The organism is Methanoregula sp. (genome assembly GCF_049518935.1).
Classification (GTDB): domain Archaea; phylum Halobacteriota; class Methanomicrobia; order Methanomicrobiales; family Methanospirillaceae; genus Methanoregula.
The window spans coordinates 146770-170929 of the sequence record NZ_JBEKRH010000002.1 but is presented as its reverse complement, the minus strand read 5'-3'; the positions used below and the strand labels follow the sequence as shown (position 1 = coordinate 170929).

23 protein-coding genes are annotated in these 24160 nt (G+C 55.1%); 12 read left to right on the top strand and 11 right to left on the bottom strand.

The window, feature by feature from the left end:
* Positions 1-148 precede the first annotated feature (148 nt).
* Both ABSE13_RS02765 and ABSE13_RS02760 read left to right on the top strand, forming a co-directional pair.
* Positions 149-811: a type IV pilin N-terminal domain-containing protein gene (locus ABSE13_RS02765; RefSeq protein WP_424026963.1), complete on the top strand. Its 663-nt coding sequence runs from the start codon at positions 149-151 to the stop codon at positions 809-811.
* Positions 808-1314: a type IV pilin domain-containing protein gene (locus ABSE13_RS02760; RefSeq protein WP_424026962.1), complete on the top strand. Its 507-nt coding sequence runs from the start codon at positions 808-810 to the stop codon at positions 1312-1314. The genes ABSE13_RS02765 and ABSE13_RS02760 overlap by 4 nt, the downstream gene beginning before the upstream one ends.
* A 144-nt stretch (positions 1315-1458) precedes the next feature.
* Here ABSE13_RS02760 and ABSE13_RS02755 read toward each other — a convergent pair whose 3' ends face one another.
* The 3 genes from ABSE13_RS02755 to ABSE13_RS02745 are packed head-to-tail and all read right to left on the bottom strand — an operon-like array spanning position 1459 to position 6013.
* Positions 1459-3309, bottom strand: coding sequence for a type II secretion system F family protein (locus ABSE13_RS02755; RefSeq protein ID WP_424026961.1), 1851 nt, complete (start codon positions 3307-3309; stop codon positions 1459-1461).
* Between the two features lie 3 nt (positions 3310-3312).
* A complete protein-coding gene (locus ABSE13_RS02750) occupies positions 3313-5235 on the bottom strand; it encodes a type II/IV secretion system ATPase subunit (protein WP_424026960.1) in 1923 nt (640 codons plus the stop codon).
* A gap of 31 nt (positions 5236-5266) precedes the next feature.
* Positions 5267-6013 carry a hypothetical protein gene (locus ABSE13_RS02745; protein ID WP_424026959.1) on the bottom strand — a complete coding sequence of 249 codons (747 nt, stop codon included), beginning with the start codon at positions 6011-6013 and terminating at the stop codon, positions 5267-5269.
* A 508-nt stretch (positions 6014-6521) separates the two neighbouring features.
* Here ABSE13_RS02745 and ABSE13_RS02740 point away from each other — a divergent pair.
* Positions 6522-6809 (top strand): hypothetical protein, encoded by a 288-nt coding sequence (locus ABSE13_RS02740; protein ID WP_424026958.1) that lies wholly within the window; start codon positions 6522-6524, stop codon positions 6807-6809.
* Between the two features lie 31 nt (positions 6810-6840).
* On the opposite strand, the gene ABSE13_RS02735 is transcribed toward ABSE13_RS02740, so the two are convergent.
* Positions 6841-7050, bottom strand: a complete 210-nt coding sequence (locus ABSE13_RS02735; protein WP_424026957.1) for a TOBE domain-containing protein — start codon at positions 7048-7050, stop codon at positions 6841-6843.
* Between the two features lie 443 nt (positions 7051-7493).
* Between ABSE13_RS02735 and ABSE13_RS02730 the strand changes: the two genes are divergently transcribed.
* Positions 7494-8393 (top strand): rhomboid family protein, encoded by a 900-nt coding sequence (locus ABSE13_RS02730; RefSeq protein ID WP_424026956.1) that lies wholly within the window; start codon positions 7494-7496, stop codon positions 8391-8393.
* A 132-nt stretch (positions 8394-8525) separates the two neighbouring features.
* On the opposite strand, the gene ABSE13_RS02725 is transcribed toward ABSE13_RS02730, so the two are convergent.
* Both ABSE13_RS02725 and ABSE13_RS02720 read right to left on the bottom strand, forming a co-directional pair.
* Complete coding sequence (locus ABSE13_RS02725) at positions 8526-9332, bottom strand: winged helix-turn-helix transcriptional regulator (protein ID WP_424026955.1); 807 nt, start codon at positions 9330-9332, stop codon at positions 8526-8528.
* 108 nt (positions 9333-9440) lie between these two features.
* Positions 9441-9821, bottom strand: a complete 381-nt coding sequence (locus ABSE13_RS02720) for a peptidase domain-containing protein (RefSeq protein ID WP_424026954.1) — start codon at positions 9819-9821, stop codon at positions 9441-9443.
* Between the two features lie 543 nt (positions 9822-10364).
* Here ABSE13_RS02720 and ABSE13_RS02715 point away from each other — a divergent pair.
* Positions 10365-10613 carry a hypothetical protein gene (locus ABSE13_RS02715; RefSeq protein WP_424026953.1) on the top strand — a complete coding sequence of 83 codons (249 nt, stop codon included), beginning with the start codon at positions 10365-10367 and terminating at the stop codon, positions 10611-10613.
* A gap of 169 nt (positions 10614-10782) precedes the next feature.
* Positions 10783-11847 carry a hypothetical protein gene (locus ABSE13_RS02710; protein ID WP_424026952.1) on the top strand — a complete coding sequence of 355 codons (1065 nt, stop codon included), beginning with the start codon at positions 10783-10785 and terminating at the stop codon, positions 11845-11847.
* A 122-nt stretch (positions 11848-11969) separates the two neighbouring features.
* Here the strand turns inward: ABSE13_RS02710 and ABSE13_RS02705 are convergent, their stop codons facing one another.
* A complete protein-coding gene (locus ABSE13_RS02705) occupies positions 11970-13214 on the bottom strand; it encodes a DsrE family protein (protein WP_424026951.1) in 1245 nt (414 codons plus the stop codon).
* 25 nt (positions 13215-13239) lie between these two features.
* The gene (locus ABSE13_RS02700) at positions 13240-13467 is read right to left on the bottom strand and encodes a sulfurtransferase TusA family protein (RefSeq protein ID WP_424026950.1); all 228 of its coding nucleotides are present in this window, start codon (positions 13465-13467) and stop codon (positions 13240-13242) included.
* A gap of 147 nt (positions 13468-13614) precedes the next feature.
* On the opposite strand from ABSE13_RS02700, the gene ABSE13_RS02695 reads away from it, so the two are divergent.
* Together ABSE13_RS02695 and ABSE13_RS02690 are read left to right on the top strand one after the other, a co-directional pair.
* Positions 13615-13791, top strand: coding sequence for a hypothetical protein (locus ABSE13_RS02695; protein WP_424026949.1), 177 nt, complete (start codon positions 13615-13617; stop codon positions 13789-13791).
* The gene (locus tag ABSE13_RS02690) at positions 13788-14996 is read left to right on the top strand and encodes a molybdopterin molybdotransferase MoeA (protein WP_424026948.1); all 1209 of its coding nucleotides are present in this window, start codon (positions 13788-13790) and stop codon (positions 14994-14996) included. The genes ABSE13_RS02695 and ABSE13_RS02690 overlap by 4 nt, the downstream gene beginning before the upstream one ends.
* A gap of 139 nt (positions 14997-15135) precedes the next feature.
* Here the strand turns inward: ABSE13_RS02690 and ABSE13_RS02685 are convergent, their stop codons facing one another.
* Both ABSE13_RS02685 and ABSE13_RS02680 read right to left on the bottom strand, forming a co-directional pair.
* Complete coding sequence (locus tag ABSE13_RS02685) at positions 15136-16044, bottom strand: ferredoxin-like domain-containing protein (protein WP_424026947.1); 909 nt, start codon at positions 16042-16044, stop codon at positions 15136-15138.
* Between the two features lie 146 nt (positions 16045-16190).
* Positions 16191-17912, bottom strand: a complete 1722-nt coding sequence (locus tag ABSE13_RS02680) for a hypothetical protein (RefSeq protein ID WP_424026946.1) — start codon at positions 17910-17912, stop codon at positions 16191-16193.
* Positions 17913-18557: 645 nt separating this feature from the next.
* Between ABSE13_RS02680 and modA the strand changes: the two genes are divergently transcribed.
* Genes modA through ABSE13_RS02665 form a run of 3 tightly spaced genes read left to right on the top strand, consistent with a single transcriptional unit; the run spans position 18558 to position 21059 of the window.
* Complete coding sequence (modA, locus tag ABSE13_RS02675; protein ID WP_424026945.1) at positions 18558-19490, top strand: molybdate ABC transporter substrate-binding protein; 933 nt, start codon at positions 18558-18560, stop codon at positions 19488-19490.
* A 56-nt stretch (positions 19491-19546) separates the two neighbouring features.
* Positions 19547-20368 carry an ABC transporter permease gene (locus ABSE13_RS02670; protein WP_424026944.1) on the top strand — a complete coding sequence of 274 codons (822 nt, stop codon included), beginning with the start codon at positions 19547-19549 and terminating at the stop codon, positions 20366-20368.
* A complete protein-coding gene (locus tag ABSE13_RS02665) occupies positions 20361-21059 on the top strand; it encodes a sulfate/molybdate ABC transporter ATP-binding protein (RefSeq protein ID WP_424026943.1) in 699 nt (232 codons plus the stop codon). The genes ABSE13_RS02670 and ABSE13_RS02665 overlap by 8 nt, the downstream gene beginning before the upstream one ends.
* 39 nt (positions 21060-21098) lie before the next feature.
* On the opposite strand, the gene ABSE13_RS02660 is transcribed toward ABSE13_RS02665, so the two are convergent.
* Positions 21099-22199: a PH domain-containing protein gene (locus ABSE13_RS02660; protein WP_424026942.1), complete on the bottom strand. Its 1101-nt coding sequence runs from the start codon at positions 22197-22199 to the stop codon at positions 21099-21101.
* 438 nt (positions 22200-22637) lie between these two features.
* Here ABSE13_RS02660 and hisD point away from each other — a divergent pair, with 438 nt between their 5' ends.
* On the top strand, positions 22638-23882 hold the full coding sequence (gene hisD, locus ABSE13_RS02655; RefSeq protein WP_424026941.1) for a histidinol dehydrogenase: 1245 nt from the start codon (positions 22638-22640) through the stop codon (positions 23880-23882).
* Positions 23883-24160: the final 278 nt, after the last annotated feature.

The following is a 24160-nucleotide window of genomic DNA, read 5'->3' as shown; positions in this document are numbered from 1 at the left end:
AAGCTAAAATGTTAAATTTATAAGTAATGTTAACTACACTTATTAAATAAATTATCTTTTCAAAACCTGTGCAGGGAACAGAGGGATACATAGAGATAAAATGAATACGGGCGGGACACAGCCGCCCGTAGTGCAGGGATGTGCCGGAATGGGAACGAATGAGGAGGGAGTATCCCCCGTAGTTGGTGTCATGCTGATGCTCTCGGTGACGGTGATTATCGCCGCTATCGTCAGCGCAGCAGCCGGTGGTTTTTCCGGCACGAAGGATAAAGCCCCCTCCGCAATCCTCGAAGTGCATTTCTATGAAAACCGGTCGTATGGCAGTTTTTCTGCACCCGCGATGACAATCGAGCACGTAAGCGGGAGTCCCCTCCAGACAAAGGACCTGAGTATCACTACCTATTTCAGGAACGAGTCGGGGCAGCTGATCAAGGGCTCCCTGCCCGGTGAGAAATCCGTACCGGGAAACGATGCGTGGAGTGAGAGCGGTTTTACCTCCGGCACGTACAGCGGAGTCATGTTCATCAACGACCAGGACCGGTTCGGCTCACCGCTCCAGAGCTCCGGCTCCGGGTATAAGAGCTGGTTCGGGAATGCGTCGGCAGTCCTGATGGCCGGGGATGTCCTTGTTACCCCGGCCCAGTACTGCGGGCCGGAAGAACCGCATATAAATCCCGGCCTGAATTACATCCTCAATTTCGATACTACGGATCCTGCCAGCGGGTTCCAGGACGGTGCCGTTGTAACCGTCAAGATCGTCCACGTCCCGAGCGGGCAGGTCATCTTCAACAAAGATGTGGTGGTTGTGTGAGACCGGGCAGGCACCGTGCGGATGCGGTCTCACCGGTTGTCGGTGTCATGCTGATGCTTGCGGTGACCGTTATGATCGCGGCAATCGTAAGCACGTACGCCGGGGGATTTTCCGGTGGGGCTGAAAAGAGCCCCGAGAGCTCAATAAGGGCAACGCCTAATGTGGACGAGTCCCGAATCTATTTTGAGCATAACGGGGGGGATCCGTTCACGCTCAGCTCCATTGATGTTGTTTTGCGCGCTGGCGATAACACGACTACCCTCTCTGCCAGTGATGCCGGGGGCAGCAAGGTCCGGAATTTTTCCGAAGTAGGTAACAGCGGGGGGAGTTCTGACACCACCATCAAAGCCGGGGATACCTTCTTTATTGGAGGCAATGCGACCCCTGATGGCACAGGGATACAATTCGGGAGCATGATCCTTTCGCCCAATACCAAAATTACCTGGCTCGTTGTGGACAAGGAGACGGGCAAGACCATCTCGATGGGGGAGTTCTACCTTTGAATCAGGACAGGATGGCAAAAACGAGTATTCAGGTCCCACATTCTAACATCTCGTTTACGATAGCAGGAATTTTCCGGTGAATCCTGAGGAACCGGTGAAATAAAGATCCGTATTCGGGAGGAACCCACTCCCCGTCCCAGCTTCTCACATCACGACCACGAACATGGCAACGGTGGCAGCGAGGAGCACAATGCTGTGCTTGAGACCGGCGAGGATGCTGTTCGAGCTGAACTGCCCGGCCATGATGCCGGAGAAGGTGGCGAGGATGATCCCGATATTGAACATATCGGTCAGGTTACCCGCTGTGTCGACATTCACGCTCATCCCTTTGAACGCCGCAAGGAACGGCACGTTCAGCTGGTATGCCGTGTACAGGTAGATACCGAACGAGAGGTAGATGATCATAACGTAGATGATCGTCGTATTTGACCGTTCCCGCTTCAGCTTGAGATAATACTCGAAATCGGTGATTGCAATGATGAAGATCTGCTTGAGGTTTGTCGTGATCTCGCTGGCCCGCACGAGCAGCGAGATCGCACGTTTCACGGAGACGAGGCCGATCCGCTCCTCCATCTTCACCAGTGCGGAATTGACATAGGCGCCCGACTCGATATCCCGGGATGCGACCGAGAGCTCAGAGCTGAGAACCCCGAGCTTCGCCCCGGAGATCCGGTGGATTGCCTCGTGGAGGGTGATCCCGATGTCTTTCATATCCGAGAGTTCCCTGAGGAAGTCCGGCAGGTGGGATTCGATGTTCTGCACGTATAAGCGCCGCCCCTCGTAGGAAATGGCAACCGGTGCCATGAACGCGATAATCATAAGGCAGATGACTGCTTCCGGCACATCATGCGGGATCAGGGTGTCGAACCCCCCGGTGAGCCAGACGCCGGCAACGATCCCGGCAAAGAGTATCCCAAGACCAACGCCGTACCAGTAACTCCGGATGTAGGTCCTGAACGGGTGACGCAGCAGGCCAAGATAGTAATTCCGTCGTTTATTCGCTTCGATCCGCTGGTAGAACTCCCGGTTCATCGGGTCTGCTTCCGAAAGTGCCTTCTCGTTGGACCCTGGGACCGTGGACCCAAAATCGTGTTCTATGGTCTCCTTGCGGGAGATCTCCATGTTCTCCGGGGGAAGCATCATGGAGAGGATCCAGATGAGAACGATTGCGCCTGCCGGTATACAGATATACATCATCGGGAGGATCCATGCCATCCCCGAAGAGTTTGTCATGCCCTGCGCAACGATCATGATGATGAGGGCAATCGGCCCGGCAACAAAAGCCGTGACATAGACCTCGGCCATGATCTCGATTGTCTTCAAGACCATCTCGAGTTCCTGTTTGGCCTGGTCCCGGTAGTATTCGGTCTTTGCCCCGAGGTACGTGGTGACGTTCCCGCCGCTGTCGAAGACAATTGCGAGGTCATTGAGGAAGTCACGGAGGTTCGTGGAGGGTGTGGTGTGCTGGAGGTTCTTCATGGCCGCGTCAAGGTCGTCGCCAAAGAGTTCTACGTCCCGGACGATCATGCCAAACTCCTTGGAGATCTCGCCGAACATGTCATGCTCTTCGTACACCTTGCGGATGATCTCGTACGGGGGCATCGTGGTGGAGAGGGCCTGCATGTAGGAGATCGCATAGGGCATGTCCAGATCAATCCGGCTCTTCCTGCCCTGTGCAACGATCTGCGGGTAGTACATCTGCATCGCATATTGCCCGGGCACGATCAGGACGAACAACAGGATCCAGAGGAGGGTGCCGGATGTTTCAAGACCAAAGATATCCAGGTTGAACCCGCTGAGCAGGAAGAACGCCCAGAGCGTGAAGAACATCACGAGCGTGCCGGCAAGGTTGACCCGGACCATGCGGAGGTACTCCTCTGCAGTGATGGGCATGTGGGCCGACCGGAGCACCGTACGCAGATTGCTGCCGTGGATCATCAGCTCGAAATCGGTCAGCTTCTTCTCTGCCCGTCTCAGTACCGGTGGCAGGAACACGGATTAGTCACCCAGGTCTTGAATGGCATTTGCAAGATCGCGGAGGGTCGGTGGTTCAACTTCGAGTGCCCAGCGGAAGAACTCCTCGCGCTTTTTAAGCTGGTGTTCGAGTTCTTCGGTATCCCAGCCGCAATGGAATGCGATCTCGTCGAGAACCTTGGACTTCTGGAACTTCCGTACGAACGTGTCGTGCTGGATGTCCCATTCGAACAGGAGAATGGGATTGATCTCCCCGGTCTTCGTCACCTCGATCTCGTGGATAGAGAGGCAGCGCCGGATCCTCGTCTTCCCGAGGGTGTAGATGGACTGGACCACCACGAGATCGAGCGCCTGGAACATAACCGGAGGCACATTGATCGGATCGTGGGTCAGGCGGTTGATCGCTTCGTACACGCTCCCTGCATGGATGGTCGAGAGGGTGGCATGGCCGGAGTTCATGGCCTGGAAAAGTGTCTGGGCCTCCACGCCTCGGACCTCGCCCACGATGATATATTCCGGGCGCTGCCGCATGCAGGCTTTTAAGAGGGAGAAGAGATCGATGTCGCCTTTGATCCCTTCCGCATTGAGTTCCCGGGTCTGGGTGGGGAGCCAGTTCCGGTGTGGCAGCTGGATCTCCCGGGTATCCTCGAGCGACACGACTTTTGCATTTTGCGGGATGAAGAGCGAGACCGCGTTCATCATCGAAGTCTTGCCGCTTGCTGTGCCCCCGACAACCAGCAGGCTTTTGCGGTGCTCGATGGCCAGCCAGAGGAACGCGAGGGTCTGCGCATCGTACGTACCAAACCGGATAAGGTCGAGCGGTGTCATGGGCTCTGCCCGGAATTTACGGATAGTAAACGAGCTGCCTTTGGTAGAGATCACTTCGCTATAGGTGATCTGGATCCGGGCGCCATCCGGCAGGGTGGCATCGACCATCGGATTGGAGAGCGACATCTGCTTGTTGGCCTTCTGGGCAAGCTTGAGGACGAACTGGTTCAGTTCGCTCTCGGTAAAGAAAATGCTTGTCGGCAGACTACCATAGGTACGGTGGAAGACAAAGACCGGGAGGTCGTGGCCATTGCAGCTGAGGTCCTCCAGTGCCGGGTCCTTCATAAGGACTTCGAGAGGACCGTAGCCGGACAGGTCCCGCTTGATGTAATAATTCAGGATTGCTACCCTCTCGTCAGAAATATCCGGATCGAACTGCCGGATGATCCGGGCCACCGCCACAGGATCGATCCGGTCGTCCCGGCCCTTCTCTGTGTTGTCATAGATGATGATATCCCGGAGGTGCGCATAGGTCTCCATCAGGATCGTCTTCTCCTTTTGGGAGATGACGGGCTCGACCACGATGTAGGTGAACCCCTCGTTCCTGACCCGCTCGATCTTCACAAAGGAGTAGGGTTCGACAACCCAGTATCGCTCCAAAGTGGCGAGCGACGCTTCTTCCGGGAGATCGGCCACCAGATGGGGATGGACGGATTCCGGTACAATAGGGAAATCCGTTATCTGGTCCGGGACGGGAACCGGGTCCCTTTTTTTCCCGGGTATGCCCGGGGGCAGCCAGGTTCCCGTGGCATGACGCCTGTGTATGGTCTGTACTGACAGACCGGCTGCTGCAAGCGCCACGAGGCTGAGGCCGATCATAGCCGGAAGCGAGAGATCGATGAACAGCACGATGAACCCTGATACCAGGGCAGTTGCCATAACCGCTGCAAGGGAGATGATCCCTTCCCACGAAGCTTCGGTCAGAATTGCAAGAAAATGTTCACCGGCTGCACGGGCAGTTGTCAGATCAAGTGCGGGCAATTCCTTTTTAAGGGCACCGGGCCCGGCCGGAAGGGGATCCGTCACGGGAGGGAGCGGGTCTTTTGTGAAGCAGATGCTGTTTTTCAGGGTAGTAAAAAAGCCGCTGATCCCAATGAGGGTGAACGTACATGATACCATAACCAAAAAAATCTGCACCATAGCACCCCTATCAGGCAAAATCATCTTCCGTTGGTGCTGCAGTCGCCACGACCGGTGAATCCCCGGTGTACACCGCGAGGTTTATCGAGACCTGATTGCCATCCACGTTGATATGGTACGCACCTTCCCGGAAGATCACGATCTGCTTTTCATCAGGCCCGCCGGATTCAACCGTCCGCGTGGTACTCGACATATCGGCCTGCGGGAAATGATCAATCCTTTCCTCTGCAACAATTTCTTTTGACTGGAGTTCCCGGACCGTTACATCGGCAAATGAGATCCGGGGGTCCTGGATCTGGGGTGTTGCTGAAAAGATAATCACCAGCGGGCCATGGGTTACATTCACCTCTATTGCCCTGGCATCATAGTTTGGTGCAACATTCAGGGTATACAGGGGCAGGCGCGAACTCCAGGCATTTTCTGTCGGAAGTGTCACGCTTCCCCCGTCTCTTCCCGACAGGTTCCTGACATCCCGGTTCCAGTCATCAGGATATATGGGAACCGCGATGCTTGCCGTGCTCGGGGCAGGTGTTTCTGGTACGGTAATACCTGGTGAAGATACGGCAGCAGTGCCTGTGCTCACGGATACGGGTGTCTGTACAGGGGACATGGGAGCCGTAGTGACGGCATCCTGCCCGCTACCTGACGGACTCAGGGTATTCTGGACCTGCCTGATACATCCCGCCGATGATACAAAAAGGAGGACCAGAAAAATAATTCCTATTCTGCCAAGGGCGGTATTTTTTGAAATTTTCATGATGGAACACCCGGATATAATCCCCAGTCAGGTAATCACAGCAGCATTCTCCGGTACGTCCTCGGGGAATTCTGGTCAGATCGCCACACACTCACGGCGAATCTTATATTTGCTGCCTGTTGTGTGCATTTTCCGCACCGTCTGCAGTATATTATGAACGATAGGTACGTTGGACCTTGCAAATTATAATGTTTTGTTTTTAACTTTTAAATTTGTTAACAATAAATACTGAATATATCTCACAATTTTCAGTATGATCTGTAAATGAGGATTTCCCGATCAGAAAACGCCATTGCACAGTGAAGAGTCTTCTCCAGGCCGGTCTTCCATTCCGGAACACAGGCGGTTGATAACACATCCTGACTGTCGGGCGACATCATTCTGTTACTTCATACTTGCATGCAGCAATTATGGACCTGTTCAAAGCGATGGCCTTGAGGGTAAACGGTATACATGAAGGCGCTGATGGATTGTATTATCGTGTGGTGCCTGAAAATACTCTATAGGTATGCCTTCCCCGTTTCCCGATCCGGTCTCTCCTTACCCCGGCTGGACCCGCCGCGAGTACCGCCTCTCCCGCCCGGTGACGAATGAGGATGTTGCCGCGTTTCTTGGAAACGAGGAACTCTATATACGGGAAACGGCGCACGGTCCGGTGAATATCATTCATAAATACGGACTCCTTGGACTCCACTGCATCGTCGGGGAATCAATAATCGAAGTCTGGTTTACTCCGGATAATGGGGCATATCCCGCAGGATACCTTGATGCCCTGCTGTCGATCCGGTTCGACTGATACCCGGCGTCACAAGAATTAAAAAAGAGGATTAATCGATCCCTACCATCACTTCGGAGGCCTTGACAATTGCGTAGACCTTCGACCCCTCGTGCAGTTTCAGGGATTCTGCAGAATGTGTTGTGATGGAGGAGACAATCTCGTTGCCCCCGGCGATTGAGATCACGACTTCGGTGCTTACCGGTCCCTTCTTGATCGTCTTTACGGTGCCGGGTATCTGGTTGCGTGCACTGATCTTCATGGTTTTCACCATCTCTATCTCGCCGGGTCTCCTATTAAAACGTATCTTCGTGCCATACCGGCAGAGTATTCCGGTTCCTCTGGAGATGGTTCCGCCACCCATCCCGGATCAGCGTAATCCTTTTTCCGGCGGTTTCGTGTCGTTTACCCGCCGGTACCGCCCCCCTTCGTAACAATTAAGAACATCTGCGGCCTTTCATCATTTACTGGCGCATCGGGGCACCGGCCGCCCGGTTCGAAATCCGTGTTCCTGCGGGGATGTGGCATATCGCAGCTGCAGGGAAAAAATCCAGAGAGGCCCGGTGAAGAGCGGGGGACAACCGCGCCCGGTCACACCCGGGAATGATGAGCCGGAAATCCCCTTTCTGTTCATACAAAGCCATCCTCTTTTATTCGAGCAGCACCGATCAAAGATCAGGGAACGGGACAGACCGGCAGCGTACCATGAGCATTATTGAAAAGTACAGGGATTTCCGATCAACCATCAACCTCCGGCTCTTCTCCCTCTATCTCGCGATCGTCCTGATCATCCCGGCAATCACGATCATCATCGAGTACTTCGTCACGGTAAACCCGTCATTCCGTTCAAGCCTGCAGGTCGACCTGCAGGACTTCCATGTCTACCAGCTCTTCACGTCCTCGTTCGTCCACCTGAACTTCGATCATTTCCTCGGGAACGTGACCGCATACCTGCTGATCGCCATCTACGGTCTCGTGCTGGCCACGATCGTAAACCGGAAACGGCTGTACCTCGTGCTGACCAAGGTGATCGTCATCATCTTTCTCATCTTCGGTGCCGTCTTTGCCCTCTTCAATGCGACAACGAGCTATTATGCTGGTCTCTCGGGTATCGATTCCGCGCTCGCAGGACTGCTGCTCCTCTTCTGGCTGATGTATATTGAGCGGATGTCCGGGAGGAGCATGCGCAGCTATTACGGCATTGTGCTGGCCGGTATCCTTGCTATGTCTGCGGGAATCATCGCACGGTACATGCTCCTGTACCCCACGGCGAGAAGCTTCCCGCTCCAGTTCAGCCTGGTCGCCGTGACCGGCATGCTGGTGCTCGCGGTATTAGTCTACCGGCACCGGTTTGTGGATCTCTATCGCGTCATGCAGGAGTTCTCCTGGTCCTCCCGGCTCCTCACCATCGCGATCGTCGCCATCTTCTGGTACTTTATCTGGAATCTCTTCCCGGAGCGGCTCGCCAACTCAACGCGGACCGTGAGCATTTCGCTGCACCTGGCCGGCATGGTGATCGGTATCCTTGCCGGGTATCTCTTCATGGTGTACCTGGACCAGATCGCTTACTTCAGCGGAGAAAAAGAGGTGATCTCCCGGCCGTAACGGTGATCATTTCCCTACCGTTTCGGGCCCTCACCCCGGGAGCCGCAGAACCGCCACCTTTAAGAAACCAAATCGTTCCCGACGGGACCACGGGCTCTGGCCGGAAAGACTTCCCGCAGCCCGGCCAGCCCCTCACGAACATTCCGGCATCCCCTCCGCAAACGGTAATGATACCAGATCATTGTTGACGGCCAGGTATTTCTGCAGGATACGCCTGGATTCCGGGTTGATCTCATACCGGACATTCTTCCCGGTTTTTTGTACGCAGATCAGGTTCTCGTCACTGAGTCGGTTCATATACCAGGTAACCGTAGACCCGGCGATCCCCAGGTGCCTGACCAGATCCTTCCTCGTTATGTCCGGATTATACAGGAGAAATGTGAGAATCCGGCAATCGGTATCATTCTGCAGGTACTTCAAAACCTTCTTTTCAGGCTCTGAAAATTTCCCGGAATTTTCAAAATACCGGGTATTTCCGTGGGTATCCAGAACGGCAATCTTACCCATCAGTTTCAGGAGGGTGAGGTGGTACCTGAGGGATCCCCGTTTTACGTCGGTCTTTCGTGATAAAGCGTTGAAAAAAATACCTGGATTGTCCTGGATACACGAATAGATCCGGTTCCGGGCCGCGTTATGGAAAACACTGTGCTGTTCCACCTTCCGGTATCCCAGGTACGCAAACAGTTTTAAAAAAAACAGCAATTCAACCGGAAATGCGATGACGGGGGATAATGATACGGCGAGGGAAATGGCCATTACCTGGGGAGGAAGGCCCCAGAAATCGACCGGCACCGTTTCAAGGGGAGTTCCCGTATCCATTCCCGGCGTTACCGGGTCAACGGTATACCCGTTGAAGCCTGCACCGGCAACGGTAACCAGCAATGATCCGGAGCAAAGAAAAAGGAGCAGGAACGTTTCGAGTCTGATCCTTTTTCCCATACATGAATATTATCCCTATGATAAAAAAATGTTTATGATCTAACCTGCCGATGCCGAGTACGTGTAGCTTTGCACTCCACTCACGTGGTTTCCATATATGCCGGACCATCATGTACCGGATTCAAGACCGCTGGTTTTTGTAATTCTTAAGTTAATCCGGCAGTCGATCCGCCCATCCGCTGCATCATAGTACGGACCAAGTGTGGCGTCCGGGGCAGTGATAGTGAGTGCGAGTGAATTGGAGGAAACACCCCAGTTCAGATCGGCAAAGAACGAAGTTTTCCCCCGCGGGACAGAGGTTGTATAACTCTGCGTCTGACCTTGCGAAATGGTTTGTGTCCCTGACAGGGCCATCTCCGGCAGCCGGAGATTATCCGTACCCGTAGTCACCACATAGCCGCTTTTTTCTTCAACAATCTTAGCCGATGCTGCTGGTACGAACAGTGCCGCACCAACTACCAACAATAGTGCTAACCAGTGATCCTTCATGGTATCACGGGGAAGCGTGAAGTATGTGAATAATTACTCTTTGTCGGCCAAAACTCGACACGTTATTGACAGGTTGAGTTTTGGCCGACAGGGCGTTTATAGCAGGATGTGAAACACGTTGACGCGGATATCAGAAGGATACCCGCAGGTCCGGGGAGGGCGTGGTATCACAATGGCAATCTCTCTCCGGATTATCTGCCTCTGAAGTAATACGGAGATCTGTGCAGTCACATGGAAAACAGATTCTTCCCTTCGTTCAGATCTCCTGCTGTCGTTTTTACTCTCTCCTGTTTTTCCGGGACGTGTCGAGTTTTGGCCGACAAATCGCTTATACCTCAAAGGCAAACTCCTCATTGCGGACAGCCGAAGGTTGTCCCGTAATGCAAGCCGGAGGGGGTATCATCACATCCCTCATTCTCCTCTCCGGCCCGCAGGTACGAGTGATTCTTTCCACTTGTTCCTTCGCATCTCTTACACGTATATTTACAAAGACGAATAAAATTCTGTGCTATGAAAAACACAACGCGATCAGGAGGGAGAAACGTGAACCTGATTGCAAAAGGGCTGTTTGTACTTGGCGGCATTCTGTTCATTGCCGGCCGGTCTGGCGCCTGGTTTCCTTACCCCTTACCGGGCTCTTCTTATAGTGACTGGTTTCATTTTCCTGTCAGCCAGCCTCGTTCCGATGAAGAAGCCGGAATTTATCCTGCAGCGGATGGGCTGGTAACCATAAGGGACACCATCCTGGCACGATACCCTCCGGATTGCGATCTTTTTTTTCATTTGTTTTAATAAACAGATAACGTATCAGGAAAAATTATTAAAAATATTTTTATTCCTGAGAATATATTGTAAAATGTGCCTACAGTGTACAGTCTCTTCCAACTATCTCATTGAAAATACCTGGCTTTCGTTTTTGCAGTTTTCAGTAGGCACTAAGGAAAATGATCTGAGGTGAAACATGGATAATGTGACAAATTCTCTTACTAATATTACGAGTCCGACCTCCATGACATTTACGTCGGAAGGTCTCTGGTACGCATTCTGGTTCACTGTTGTGGTTGCACTGTTCTTTCTCATTCCTTACTGTATCGATCTCTGGTGGACCTACACACTTGCCGCTGAACGGGACAAGATAGTGCACGAGATGATGAAATCCAGCATGGATGGATATCTTTCCAAAGTAAAAGGCCCTGACGGGGATGGCTCTGGTGATCAGGCAGCAAAGACGATCGAGGGTCTCTTCGATGCAGTCATGGCCAACCTGAAAGAACCGATTGAAGGACTCTCGGGATTTACCCGGGGGATGATCGCATTCGCAGTAATTCTCATACTGGCGATAGCAACCATGCTGATCCTGTTTGCAACGAGTGCCGACTCCCAGGTCGTGAATAATATCATAAGTATGCTGGGCGCAACCCTCGCCGCTGTAGTCGGGTTCTATTTCGGCGGCAGGACAACCCAGGATGCGATGAACAGCGCCAAAATGAACACGCAGGATCCGGGTCCTGCCCCTTCCCTGAACAAGGAGGTCACCCCGACGGGTGCAGCGGCACCGGTACTGAAAGTGAACGGAATAAAGATCGGGAAAACCGCAGTCTTCGAGAACGGTGCATGGATTCCGAAGCCTGACGTAGATATCTACGGCTATTGGGATACCCTAGGAAAAACCAGCCTTGAACTCAGCATGGATCCTGAAACCCAGTATTCGTTGTACTGCAATATCGAGAGCTCAATTCCTGACGGGCAGTATGAAATCTATACGGAACCAACCCTGGTAAGTCAGAAAGATTCCGAAACCCGGCCATTCATCGATGGTCGCCAGAATTTCATCCGGATGCTCTCTCATCCGAAACATAACACCTGGTACGTGAAAGACTTCGCGTGGTTCCCGAAATACAAGAACCTGCGGGACCCGGGGGACTATCTGGTGGTAATAAAGAAGGGGTATCTCAAACCGGGACACCCGGTTGGTGCGATTCCGATCTGGACCGGCACGGAGGAATTCAGGATAACGTTGAAATAATGTCTCCCTGATATGTCATTGGTGGATGAAAATCATTCACCAGCCTCTTATTTTTAAAAACCAACTCCCGTTGTAAAAAAATTAATCTGAACCGTAATCTGTTGGCATTCCCCACGCCTCAATTAGAACACCAGCACCCGCTGGTGCTCGGCCTGCACGTTCGCAGGGGAATAAAACAGGATCTTCCCAAGGCCCGGGTAGCCGATATCAAGGACCGCATTCAGGCTCTTGTTCTTTGCGATCCCCCGCTTCTGAAGCGATGGCATCAGTACGAAGAAATAGAGGTTCTCGCTGCCGGCCACCGCGTTGATCATATCCTGGATATTGAAGAGCGCCGAGTCCTCCGGGGTCCGCTGGTTCCCGGTCAGGGCATAGACCCCGTCCTCGAGGAAGATTACCCGGGTGAGGATCCCCTGGTGGGCACAGGCTGAGGCAAAGGCGATCGCTCCGAATGCGTGTTCCGTGCTGTACGGATTTTTTGTCACGAGTATCGTGACCGGTGGGGCAGTGCCGCTCTTTTCAGCCCGGTCAAAGGAGGGCGCGGCCCCCTTCTTCGGGAACTGGATCGATGCGGCATTCTCCGCAAGGATCACATGGTTGTGCCCGAACCGGTCCACTATCACGTTCAGGTCCCGGATCCTGAACGGCTTTATCGCGCAGGTCGAGATTACCACCCCCTGCCCGTCGTCCCAGGTGCTGTATCCCCGGGCCGTGGCGCAGCGGTTGCAGGCCAGCATGTGGCACGGGAGGCCGAGTTTCTCTGCCCGGTCCGCGATCTCTTCAAGGCCCCGCCCGATGTTCTCCGCCTCGGTCGGGTTCTGGCCGGCATGGCCCATGTGGATCCCGTCAAGATAGGTGTAGAGGTCTACCGGGACGTTCGTCCCGAGGGCCGCCGAGAGGAATTCGACGGCATACCCGGCTGACCGGTGCATATAGGGGGAACCGGTCTGGAACCAGCCGGCCCCGTCCGGCAGCGGGAACCTCTCCCGGACCGCAGTAGTTATGTCTTTCCAGAACGAGGGACGGCCGTTAGCCGCAAGGCCGTTCTGGTCGATCACCTGGTCAGGAAATTTCATACGGAGACGTTCGATCGAGATCCCGCGGAGATCGATCTCCTGTCGGTCGCAGATGATCCGTATCGCGCTGAGCGAGAGGATCACCTCCCAGAGCTGCAGGGTCTCGGGGTCCTCGAGGCTGTATAGGGCATCCCCGGTAATAAAGAACAGGAAGACCGGGTTCTCGGTCTTTCCCCGGTGCACGAGTGTCTCGGGATAGAGCTGCACGAAGAAGAACTTGAGGCACTCATCCATCCACGAAAGCCGCTCGGTGGAAAGGGGGCCGCTCAGGAGGAAAAAATGCATGGTCATGGTTAACGGCCCGAAAGTGTACTGGTTATTTTCGTCTCAGCCTGATCTCAAATGGTTCCCCGGCCCTTTTTTGTATCTCCAGAGCCAGGTTTTCATCCTGTGCAATGCGGGGAATTGTGGTCGTTGCGGCGGGGAAATCGTCACAGGTAATGAGTAATTCATCGGATGGCTTTAAAGATTTTGCCTCTTTTGCCACTACGGAAAGGCAGTACGGGCTTGTTTTCCCGGTAATATCGATTTTTTTCTGTTTCATGACCATCTTCCCCGTTCTGCTTTATTTCCCATTCTCCCGTCCCGGTTTATATTCCCATCCTCCGGAACTACACGATTGCTGCAACCGCCCGGGTGTCCCGATCACAAGAGGTAAACCCCATAAGGAAGTACACCAAACCGGGTTACCATGAGTGACGATAAAATCAAAAAAGCGCTGCAGGAAACTGGCATTGGCGACATGATCACCTGCGAGCAGGCATTTGCGGTAGCGGATAAGGCCAAGGTATCCCGTGGTGCGGTGGGAGATTACTGCACGCGGAACAGGGTCAAGATCCGGGGCTGCCAGTTGGGCTGCTTCAAATGAGCAGGTTCCTCCGTGTTATTCCCGTAACGGATGCCGTAGCTGCAGCGGAGAAGATTGCTCCCCCGGTAAAGACAGAGCACGTGCCGGTCGAGCAGTCAGCGGGCCGTGTGCTGGCCTCTGATATTGTTGCAGACTCCGATATCCCCGGTTTCGACCGGTCGATCGTTGACGGGTATGCGGTCAGGGCGGCTGATACGGCCGGGGCGAGCGATGCCGTTCCCGCGATCCTGCACTGCACCGGCCGGGTGGCAATGGGCAGCCCTGATCCCGGGCACACGGTCACGCATGGGACATGCGTGTACACCCCGACCGGAGGCGTGATGCCGCAAGGCGCAGATGCCGTTGTGATGGTGGAGAACACAGAAGAGGCAGGGGAAACGGTTCTCGTGCGGCGCCCGGTCTCCTCCGGGGAGAACACGCTCCTCCGGGACGACGACTTCCGGCAGGGAGAGACAGTCCTTCCGGCAGGACGCCTGCTCTCCCCGCAGGATACCGGGGTCCTTGCTGCCTGTGGCTGCGTATCCGTGCCGGTTGCACAAAAACCCGTTGTCGGGATCATCTCGACCGGGAACGAGCTCGTGCCGGTCTCGTCCCGGCCCGGGCCCGGGCAGATCAGGGACGTAAATGCCCCGATGCTCGCCGCGTACCTCCGGGAATACGGCTGCATTCCCCGTATCTACGGGATCGTCCGTGACGAACGGGAGTCTTTCGAGGCTACGATCGCCACTGCACTGCCGGAATGCGACGTGATCATCATCTCCGGCGGAAGTTCCAAGGACGACCGGGACATGACTTCTGCGGTCATAGCCGGTGCGGGGGAGGTGCTGGTCCACGGGATTGCGATCGCGCCCGGGAAGCCGACCATCATCGGCCTGATCGGGAAGAAACCGGTCTTCGGTCTCCCCGGCCATCCCGCTGCAGCCTTTGTGGTGCTCATCACGATTGTCTGCCCCCTGCTCGACCGGATGCTTGGTCTCACAAAACCCCGGTTCCGGACAACCCGGGCCGTTCTTGGCGAGAGCATCCCTTCCCAGAAAGGGCGGGAGGAATACATCCGGGTCCGGTGTGCGGATGGTATTGCATACCCGGTCTTCGGGAAGTCGGGCCTGCTGCACACCCTCATCAGGAGCGAGGGGCTCATCCGCATACCCTCCGTCTGCGAAGGGTTCGAGAAAGGCATGAGCGTGGAAGTAATCCTGTGGTAAGACTGCTGTTCCCGCAGGGAAGAGCAGTCTGGAGAAGAACCCGAAGGGTTCTTCGACCTGGCGTCGGTATAAGCAAACATCTGTTCCCGCAGGGCTCTTCGACATGCATCGCTGTTGTTTTTTTAAAACAGGGAGAGGATTATTCTGCCGCGGCTTTGTGAACCGGCTGCACAGCATGCGCTTCCGGCACCTGCTTTATGATCTCTGCCCGGAACTTTTCAAAATGGAGCTCGTCCAGCTGCTCCGAGAGCAGTCTCCCGCTCCAGGCCCGACGGTAGACCCAGTCTACGATCCTGTCGATCACAAAGAGGACATGATCCTCCGTGTCTACGGTAAGCAGCTCGCGGCCGATCTTCGGGTGCCGCCCCCTTCTTCCCCCGACCGTGATCAGGTAGTGCCGGGGCTCGGCCTTCAGGAGATCGAACGAACACGATGTGACGCACATGCCGCATTCGACGCACTTCTCCTCGTCCAGTTCCGAGATGCCGTTCCGGATCCTGATGGCATGCTCCTTGCAGTAATAGACGCAGCCGCCGCAGCCGGTACAGAGACCTTCGGTGCGGAGCGGGCGGACCCGGCCGATGACCCCGATCTCGTTGAGCATCGGGCTCGTGCAGGCGTTGGGGCAGCCGGATACGGCGATCCGTATCTTGACCGGCATCACTTTCCCGAACATCTTCGCATCGATCTTCTTTGCAAGGCTGAGGGTATCGATATTGGCAAACTTGCACCGCTCGGAGCCCGGGCAGGAGATGATGTTGACGATTTCGTCCTTCTCGGATCCGATTGGGGTGCCGTTTGCTTCGAGTTCCTTTGCGATTTTTTTAAGATTCTCGGGACTAACGTGCGGGATCTCGATCGTCTGCCGGATCGTGCAGTGGACAATCCCGGTCCCGTATTTCTTTGCAACCCTTGCAAGACCCCGGAGCTGTTCGATCGTGAAGACACCGGCAGGCGCCCGGGTGCGGACCGTGGAAAGACCGGCATCACGCTCCGTAATGACCCCTCCCCGCATGTGGATATCACTCTCTTTCTCTCGCTTCTGCATCTATCAGTACTGATGACGGGGCGGTAATTAAGGTAAGGATGTTACCCGCGGATGCAGGACAGGGAGGCCGGTGGCCACCAGGAGGAGAGAACCCGGCTGCCCGCCGGTGGATGTGAGATTCCAAAGGTCCCCCTGACGGAACTCTTTCAGAGATAGGTGAGGGTGGCGTTACCAGTCGTAGTGGACAGAGACGGGGTGGCAGGGGCGATGCCGGGCGGGAGTGCAGTCTTGGGATCGATCAGGAGCTGGATCTCACCCATCGGGGCAGTCACGGTCCGGCTTGTGAGCAGTGTGCCGTTGTTGTAGATCTCTACGGTCAGGGCCGATCCGGAATTGTCCTGTTTCTGGAGGGTTGCGGAAACGATGTCATCGTTTTTCAGCACCGTGTATGATGTATCGCCCGAACCGGAGACCTGGCGCAGGTACCCGGGGTTTCCGATAGTCCCGAAGTACGGGCCTGGACTGATGACCCGGACCCTGACACCGGTCTCGGGAGTATTTTTCAGGACCGGCGCAACGGTGGGGGGAATGGTTGTTGGCAGCGTAATGACTGCCACGCTACTGGTCTCCTGCGTAGTGGGCAGGAAGTGGGCAATGAGCACCACTCCCACAACAAGAATCAGTATTGCCAGCACCGCAAGTGCTGCAGCCGGGAGAGCTCTTTTTGCCGGGGGGAACAGTGGTTCCGGTTCAGCGGCGGTAATTACGGAGAGATGGGGGGCCGATGGTACCTCCGAAAGGATCGGTTCTGCCACCCCGTTGACAGCGGGAGGGATTACGTTGCTGATATCGTCACGGCCGGTCTCTTCCACGGTGATCTCTGGTACTGGAGTCGTAGGTACGATCTCCGGCTGGCCGGCATCCGCGGGTGTATCCACAAAACCTGAGATGCTCTCCTCAACAGCAGGAGCCGCAGGAGCCACAGGCTGATCTCCCTGTTCATATTCTGATGAGCGGCCGGAAGGTATGGCTGGTTCCGGGCGGCCCCTGGCAGAGTGCATGGAGGTGATTGCTGCAAAGACTGTGCGTGAGAAAAGTTCTGATTGAACCGTGCCATCATCTCCGCTCCCGGACATTCCACGTGCCTCCACAATCCCGGCACCGGTATCAGCCAGGAGATCCTCAGCGTACTCCGGTTCACCGGTATATGCGGGGTATTCTTCTCCATGAATGCCGGGCTGTGTCTCGGTCTTTGTGTCCTGTAGCCGGATTTCTCCAGGTTTGTGAATGTGCGTCAGTACCGGAAACGGCACTGGTACCGGTGCGGGTTGAGCAACCCCATTCTTCCGGATCCCCTCCGGCCCTTCAGCGGGTAGTTCCCCCGCGGGTACCGACTCTTCAAAGAGAAATTCCGGCAGATCCATCTCGTCAGGTTCAACAACGACCCTGGCCGGTGCCTGTTTCTTCTCCGGTGCGGTACGCGGCTGGAGATGGTCCGGTGCCAACCAGCGACGGACAGAAGGTTTCACTCCCGGCTCATGTTCGTGGGGCGCAGTCTCCTCCCTGACGGCATGCTGGCGTGCCGACACTACCAGTTCGATGAGCTGTTTTACCCACAGGTCACGTTCATGGCGTCGCTCCTCCCCCGGGTGCTGGGTGAAGATGAGGTGCTGGTCCCGCGAATCTTCCAGGGACCCGGACTCGGTGATGACAAGCGTTATCACCGGTTCTCCTGTAGGAACCCTGCCGCCTTTTACGGATATAATCTGGGTGAACGGGAGGGTACGGGGTTCGAAGCGGGTGTACCTGTTATCAACGAGGACGATTCTCTCGTTGGTCAGCAGTACATCGTACAGGCTTTCATCTACGCTGACACTGTGGGTACTGAGGATAATTGACTCGCCGCTGTTCAGGTAATTGTTGCCCATAGCCTGGAAACTCTTCTTCTCATTTTTGCTGTCCGGGCTGATATGCTTTTTAGGTGTACGGAGGTTCTTTTGCCAGAAAGAGTCCGAATTATCCGGTACAGGATGAATGGCATAGACAGGGAAAAACCGGGGCGGACGGCTCTGGCAATAAGGGTCCCGGACAATTATTAAACGACAGGCAAACGAGGGAAGTCCTCCCCCGGGGCCTTCTCAACCGGGGGAATTCCCTGACCATGAATGAGATGCGGCTTGGCATCGTGTTCACGTGACGGAGAATATTGCACGGACGATCGCAGTTTTAGTGCAACATGGCGATCCCGTTCAGTTGATCACGTGGATGTGATGGGATGTTATGCGTTTGTGTGTGCATGTGTCCTGTTGGCGCGTGTTCCCACAGGGACAATATTCAGTTTGGATCTTCAGCATAATAATATTTTTGTTTAACATTAATGTTAAGTAAACTGAATAAAATTTACAATGGGGGCATTGATCCTGTTATCTCCATGCAATATTTCTCCGGGAAGGCAAATTGTCTACTAATATTAATTAACATATTCATTAAATAAATGGTAATAGTTTTACGTAATGTGCACGAATAATTTTACGTAATGCACATGAATGGATGCACAAAGGAATGATATTATCATGGAACGCTCCCCGAAACTGAATTACCTTCTCATTGCCGGTATCGTCTGTTGTCTGCTCATCGCCACGGTCTTCCTGGCGGGGTGTACATCGGGTTCCCCGCAGACTACAATCGCTACCGTTGCAACCCCCCAACCCGTCGCAACAACAGCAGCCCCCGCTGCAGCGACTGCCACTACGACCCCCAAGCCTACGTTCACTCCCTCTGCGGGAACGGTCGTGGCCTTCACTGCAGCGTCGCTGTCCGGTGTCTCCCCCACCCTCGCCACGGATTTCGGGAAGGCATACCCGGGTGAGAATGTGGTCTTCAACCTTGACGGCACCCAGGCTCTCAGGACCCAGGTGGAGAACGGCGCCTACTCCGACGTCTTCATCTCGGCCAGTAACGCCTACACGAAGGAGCTCACAACGGGCGGGTACTTCCTCAACGGTTCGGTTAAGCCCCTCACCTCCAACTACCTGATCGTTATCCTGCCTGCCGCCAACACCGCCAATATTACGTCCCTTGCCGATCTGGCAAACCCCGGTGTCAAGATTGCGGTGGAGGACAAAACCGTGCCGGCCGGCACGGCAACCGTCGCTGTCCTTGCCAACCTCGCCAACTCCACCTACAGCCAGGACTGGAATAATTCTGTCTACAAGAACGTGGTGACGCGCGAACTCTCGGAACCTGCCGTAGCAACGAAGGTCTCGCTCGGGGAAGTGGACGCAGGTTTCGTGTATGAATCGACCTACACGGCTGCACCGAAGAACACCTACCTTGCAATCACCATCCCGAAAAAGGATAACTATCTCCAGACCTACACCATCGGTGTCCTGAACGAATCCACGAGCCAGAGTGCAGCGGGAGACTTCGAGACCTTCATGCTCTCACCCGCCGGGCAGCAGGACCTCCTGAACTACGGCTTTCGGCCCCTCTCCTCCACCTCATAACCCTTTTTAAGGTCGCGGGCACACAGTGAATAGCCTGTTCCGGCCCGTCCGCACGTATGATCCCCGATGCTCTGTCCCCTGAAAGAATCCGGCGGTCCATTACGTACCTGGGAGCCGGTTTTCTGGTTCTTGCGGTAACACTCTACCTGGCGCTTCCCATTGCCGCGTTGTTCTTCAAGACCACGCCGAACATCTTCTTCTCGTCCCTCTCCGACCCCCTGGTCATAAGCGCCCTCTGGCTGAGCCTTGTGACGTCCACGCTCTCCCTTGCAATCGTGATCCTTGTCGGCACCCCGTTTGCCTATGTCCATACGCGATGCACCTATCCAGGCAAGGTTTTCGTGGACACCCTGATTGATCTCCCGCTGGTCCTCCCCCCGGCAGTGGCCGGGGTTGCCCTGCTCGTCCTCTATGGCAGGGTTGGTTTTCTCGGCCGGTATTTCAACATGCTCGGGATCTCCATCGCATTCACCACGCTTGCCGTTATCATGGCGCAGATCTTTGTCGCGTCCCCGTTTTATCTCCGTCAGGCAAAATCCCTCTTCGAACAGTTTGACCAGAGTTATGAGCACGTTGCCCGGACACTCGGCGCATCACCTGTTCGGACATTCCTCACTATAACGCTGCCCCTGACCGCGGGTGGTCTCGTCTCCGGTGCAGTCATGACCTTTGGCCGGGCGCTTGGAGAGTTCGGGGCCACGATCATGTTTGCCGGGAACCTGCCCGGCGTCACCCAGACCATGCCCCTTGCCGTCTATGTGGGAATGGAAGGCAACTTAACAATCGGGCTGACGATCTCGATCCTGCTGGTGCTCATCTCGTTCGCCATTATGATCGCGGTCCGGTACCTTGCACACCGGGAGGCAGCGCATGCTTGACGTCGTGATCACCCGGAAGCTCCGGGACTTCACGCTCGATATCACTTTAGCAGTCCGGCCGGGTGAGATTCTCGCGCTGATGGGCGCCAATGGATCCGGCAAGTCCACCACACTCAACATCGTCGCGGGGCTCCTCATCCCGGATGCGGGCTGTATCCGGCTCAATGGCAGTACGCTCTGCGAACCGGCCCGGGGAACAGACATTGCAATCGAAGACCGGAGGATCGGGTACGTATTCCAGAACGCGGCCGTCTTCCCCCATCTCACGGTTCGGGACAATATCGCTTTTGGTCCCCGGGCCCGGGGGGTGGATCCGCAGGAGATCAGGACCCGGATTGATGAGTTGCTTGATGCAATACATATCCGTGACCTGGCCCTGGTGAAAGCCGGAAACCTGTCCGGTGGCCAGAAACAGCGGGTCGCCCTTGCCCGGGCCCTCGCGATCCGCCCCTCCCTCCTGATGCTCGACGAGCCGTTCACTGCGCTCGACACGGAAAGCACCCGCGACATAAAGGACCTGATCAGAAAATTCGTCACGGAGATGCAGATTCCCTGCATTGTTGTCACGCACCGGCGCACCGACAGTTCCGATATCGGCGACCGGATCTGTGTCCTGTGTTCAGGAAAGAAAGAATGGGAAGGTCTCCCCGGGGAGATGCCGGAAGCCTGCCTCTCCTGTCAGTGCCCTTGAATCTCTAAAAAAAAGTGAATGTGAACGTTCACGCTCTTATCAAGTGCCCGAAGTCGGGTTTACGACGCCAGTGTTTCCGGCAGCAGCAACCGGTGCCTTAGATCTCAGGTCTGCGTGTAGATCCAGTGTCCCGTGGGGGGTCGAGATTGTTCCGGTATTTGCCGCCACACCCATATTATAGAAGGTAACGGTCAAGGGATTGCCGGAATCATCGAGTTTCTGGATTGTGGCCTCGAGAATTTCGTTCTTGGCCGGGATCTGGTACAGCTGGTTGCCGGATCCGGTGATATCAGTCATACGTCCCGAAGCACCCACGGCACCGGTGAAGTTACCTGCGTACGTGATCTGCACCCAGACACCTGACTGCGGGATGCCGCTCTGCACCTCCGTTGTGGGGATGGCCGTAACTGATGTTGTGGGTGTGGGGGATAGCGTTGTTGTCTGTGCCGGGACCGGAGTCTGTTGTCCGGTTGCCTGAATGATCGTGGGCACAGCAGTGGGTTGCATGGTTATGGGTGTTGCCACCGTTTCTGCGGACGTCCCCCCCTTCCCGAAGAGGGAGGGTGCAAGGAAATACCCGGCCAGGGCGATTATGATAACAATGACGAGAATACCGCCGGCAAGGAGTATCTTCCTGTTTCCCGGTACCGGTGTCTTTGGTTTCCGTGGCACAAGGGGCGGGTTCCGGAACTTCTCGTCAGCCGGGGCTTGGTCCGTCACGTCCTCTGCCTCTTCCGGGAGAGCTCCGGGAACCCAGGGTGGCAGGAGATCGGCCGGCTGGACCCCGTGCGGGTGCTGGGCTGCAACACTGGACTCCTTGAGTTTCACTGCCCATTCATCCCGCTCGCCCACTCGTCTGGTTTTTGGGAGCTGGGTGAAGACGATACCCAGCTGGTGCCTGGTCTCATCCTGAAGTACAAGGGAAATTGACAGGACAGGATCCATCGCGGAGTTGTCCCCGATGGTAACGGTTTCGATTGCGGTAAAGGGTATATCCTGGGGCCGCAACTGGGTATGCCTGGCATCAACGAGGATGAGGCGCTGGTTGGTGAGGATCGCCTCTGCCGGTATGGTGTTGATCACCACGTTATGAGTTGACAGGATGATGGATTCATTGTTGTTCAGATAGGGACTTCCCATACTACCATCTCTTTGTTGTCATGTGCGCTCTTTTGGGCAATATGCCTTTATGCCCGGAATAATGCGCCCATGATGCATCATCTGTACAATCCTCCCGGTAACAGGACTGCAAACCGTGCAGAACCAGCACGGGGATCGGATCATGTGCGCCGGAAGAGGCCGGTTTATTGAGGGAGAAAAAAGAGGATTCAGACTTTCAGCGTGTGCAGGAAATAAAAACCCGTGTTGTCGTGCCTGATGTTCGTGATACCCAGGGTAGATGGTATAAGTGATTCAGGCTCGTGGTTCTGATGGAATTGTCAGGACTAAAAAAACTTACTTGTGTGACGATACATGAGGCGAAAAATCCTTGCGGATTCTTCTCCAATGAATCCTCGCTGCGCGACGATTCATTCAGGCGAAACCTTAACAACCTTTCCTGTCGAAGATATTCGCACTATGTGGAAGGCCGTAGAGATCGATGCATGGCTCAGGGCCCGGACAACCAGCCTTGAGGATGCACGCGGTACCGTCACCGGGATCATCGGGAGGGTACAGAACGAGGGGGACGCTGCACTCCGGGACCTTGCAAAAAAATACTGCGAACTCGAAGACATTGCAGTTTCCGAAGAAGAGCGGGAAGCGGCTTACGATGAGGTCGATACACAGGTTATCGAGAGCCTGATCGAAGCCCATGCCCGGATCGAACGCTTCCACGAACGCCAGCGCCCCCGGGACCTCTGGCTGGAAGAGATGGAACCCGGTGTCGTGCTGGGCATCAAGACCACCGCCCTCAACCGCGTGGGGATCTACGTCCCCGGTGGCAGGGCCGCGTACCCCTCCTCCGCTCTTATGTGTGCCGTGCCGGCAAAGGTTGCGGGAGTCAGGGAGATCTGTGCCTGTTCCCCCCCGCCGATCAAGCCCCTGACGCTCGTTGCCCTCGATATTGCCGGGATCACCGAGATTTACCGTGCCGGCGGGGCCCAGGCAATTGCCGCGATGGCGCTCGGGACCGAGTCCATAAAACCCGTCCAGAAGATCGTCGGTCCGGGCAATATCTATGTCACGCTCGCGAAGATGATTCTCCGAGAGAAGGTGGAGATTGACTTCCCGGCCGGCCCGAGCGAGATCGGGATCATTGCCGATGCGACCGCGAACCCTGCGATCGTTGCAGCAGACATCCTGGCGCAGTCGGAACATGATCCAAATGCGGCCTGCATCCTGATCACTACGGACCCGTCCCTCCCGGCCAAGGTCGGTAAAGAAATCCAGAAGATGCTGGCAGTGGCACCCAGGAAGGAGATCATCACGGAGTCACTGAAGAACTCGGGATACAAGGTTGTCGCGAGCATCGAAGAGGCGATCGCGGCATCGGATGTTGTCGCACCCGAACACCTCTCCATCCAGGTCGCCGACCCGTTATCCGTGTTGACACGGGTACGGAATGCCGGCGCAATATTTGTCGGGAAATACTCGGCAGTCGCCTGCGGGGATTATGCGGTTGGTACCAACCATGTTCTTCCAACCGCAGGGTATTCAAAGATGTATTCCGGTCTCGATGTCCAGCACTTCTGCAAGACGGCATCCGTGGAGATCATCGATCAGGACGGCCTTGAGGCGATTGGCGATATTGTCGAGACGATTGCGGAAGCGGAAGGGTTGTTTGCTCATGCGCAGTCGGTGAAGGTGAGAAGGCGGGGGTAGGGCTGGCTCTGTCCCCGTTTTTTGTGACCTTGTTTAAAAAAAAAAAGATTGGGGCAAAGGTCTGGCCGGGGAATCGGTTTCAAGTCTGAATCTCTTTACAATAAAATTAAAGAGAATTGCCTTTAATAAAAATGGGCTCTGTTGAATTCCTCAATAAGAGTTAATATTATGAATTAGAAAATCATTTTCACCGTACATTGTTGTTGATACAATGACTTTTCTAATTAAATAATCCAATTATTGAGTGATGTCAGGGACAGAGCTTTACCCTTTCTGTA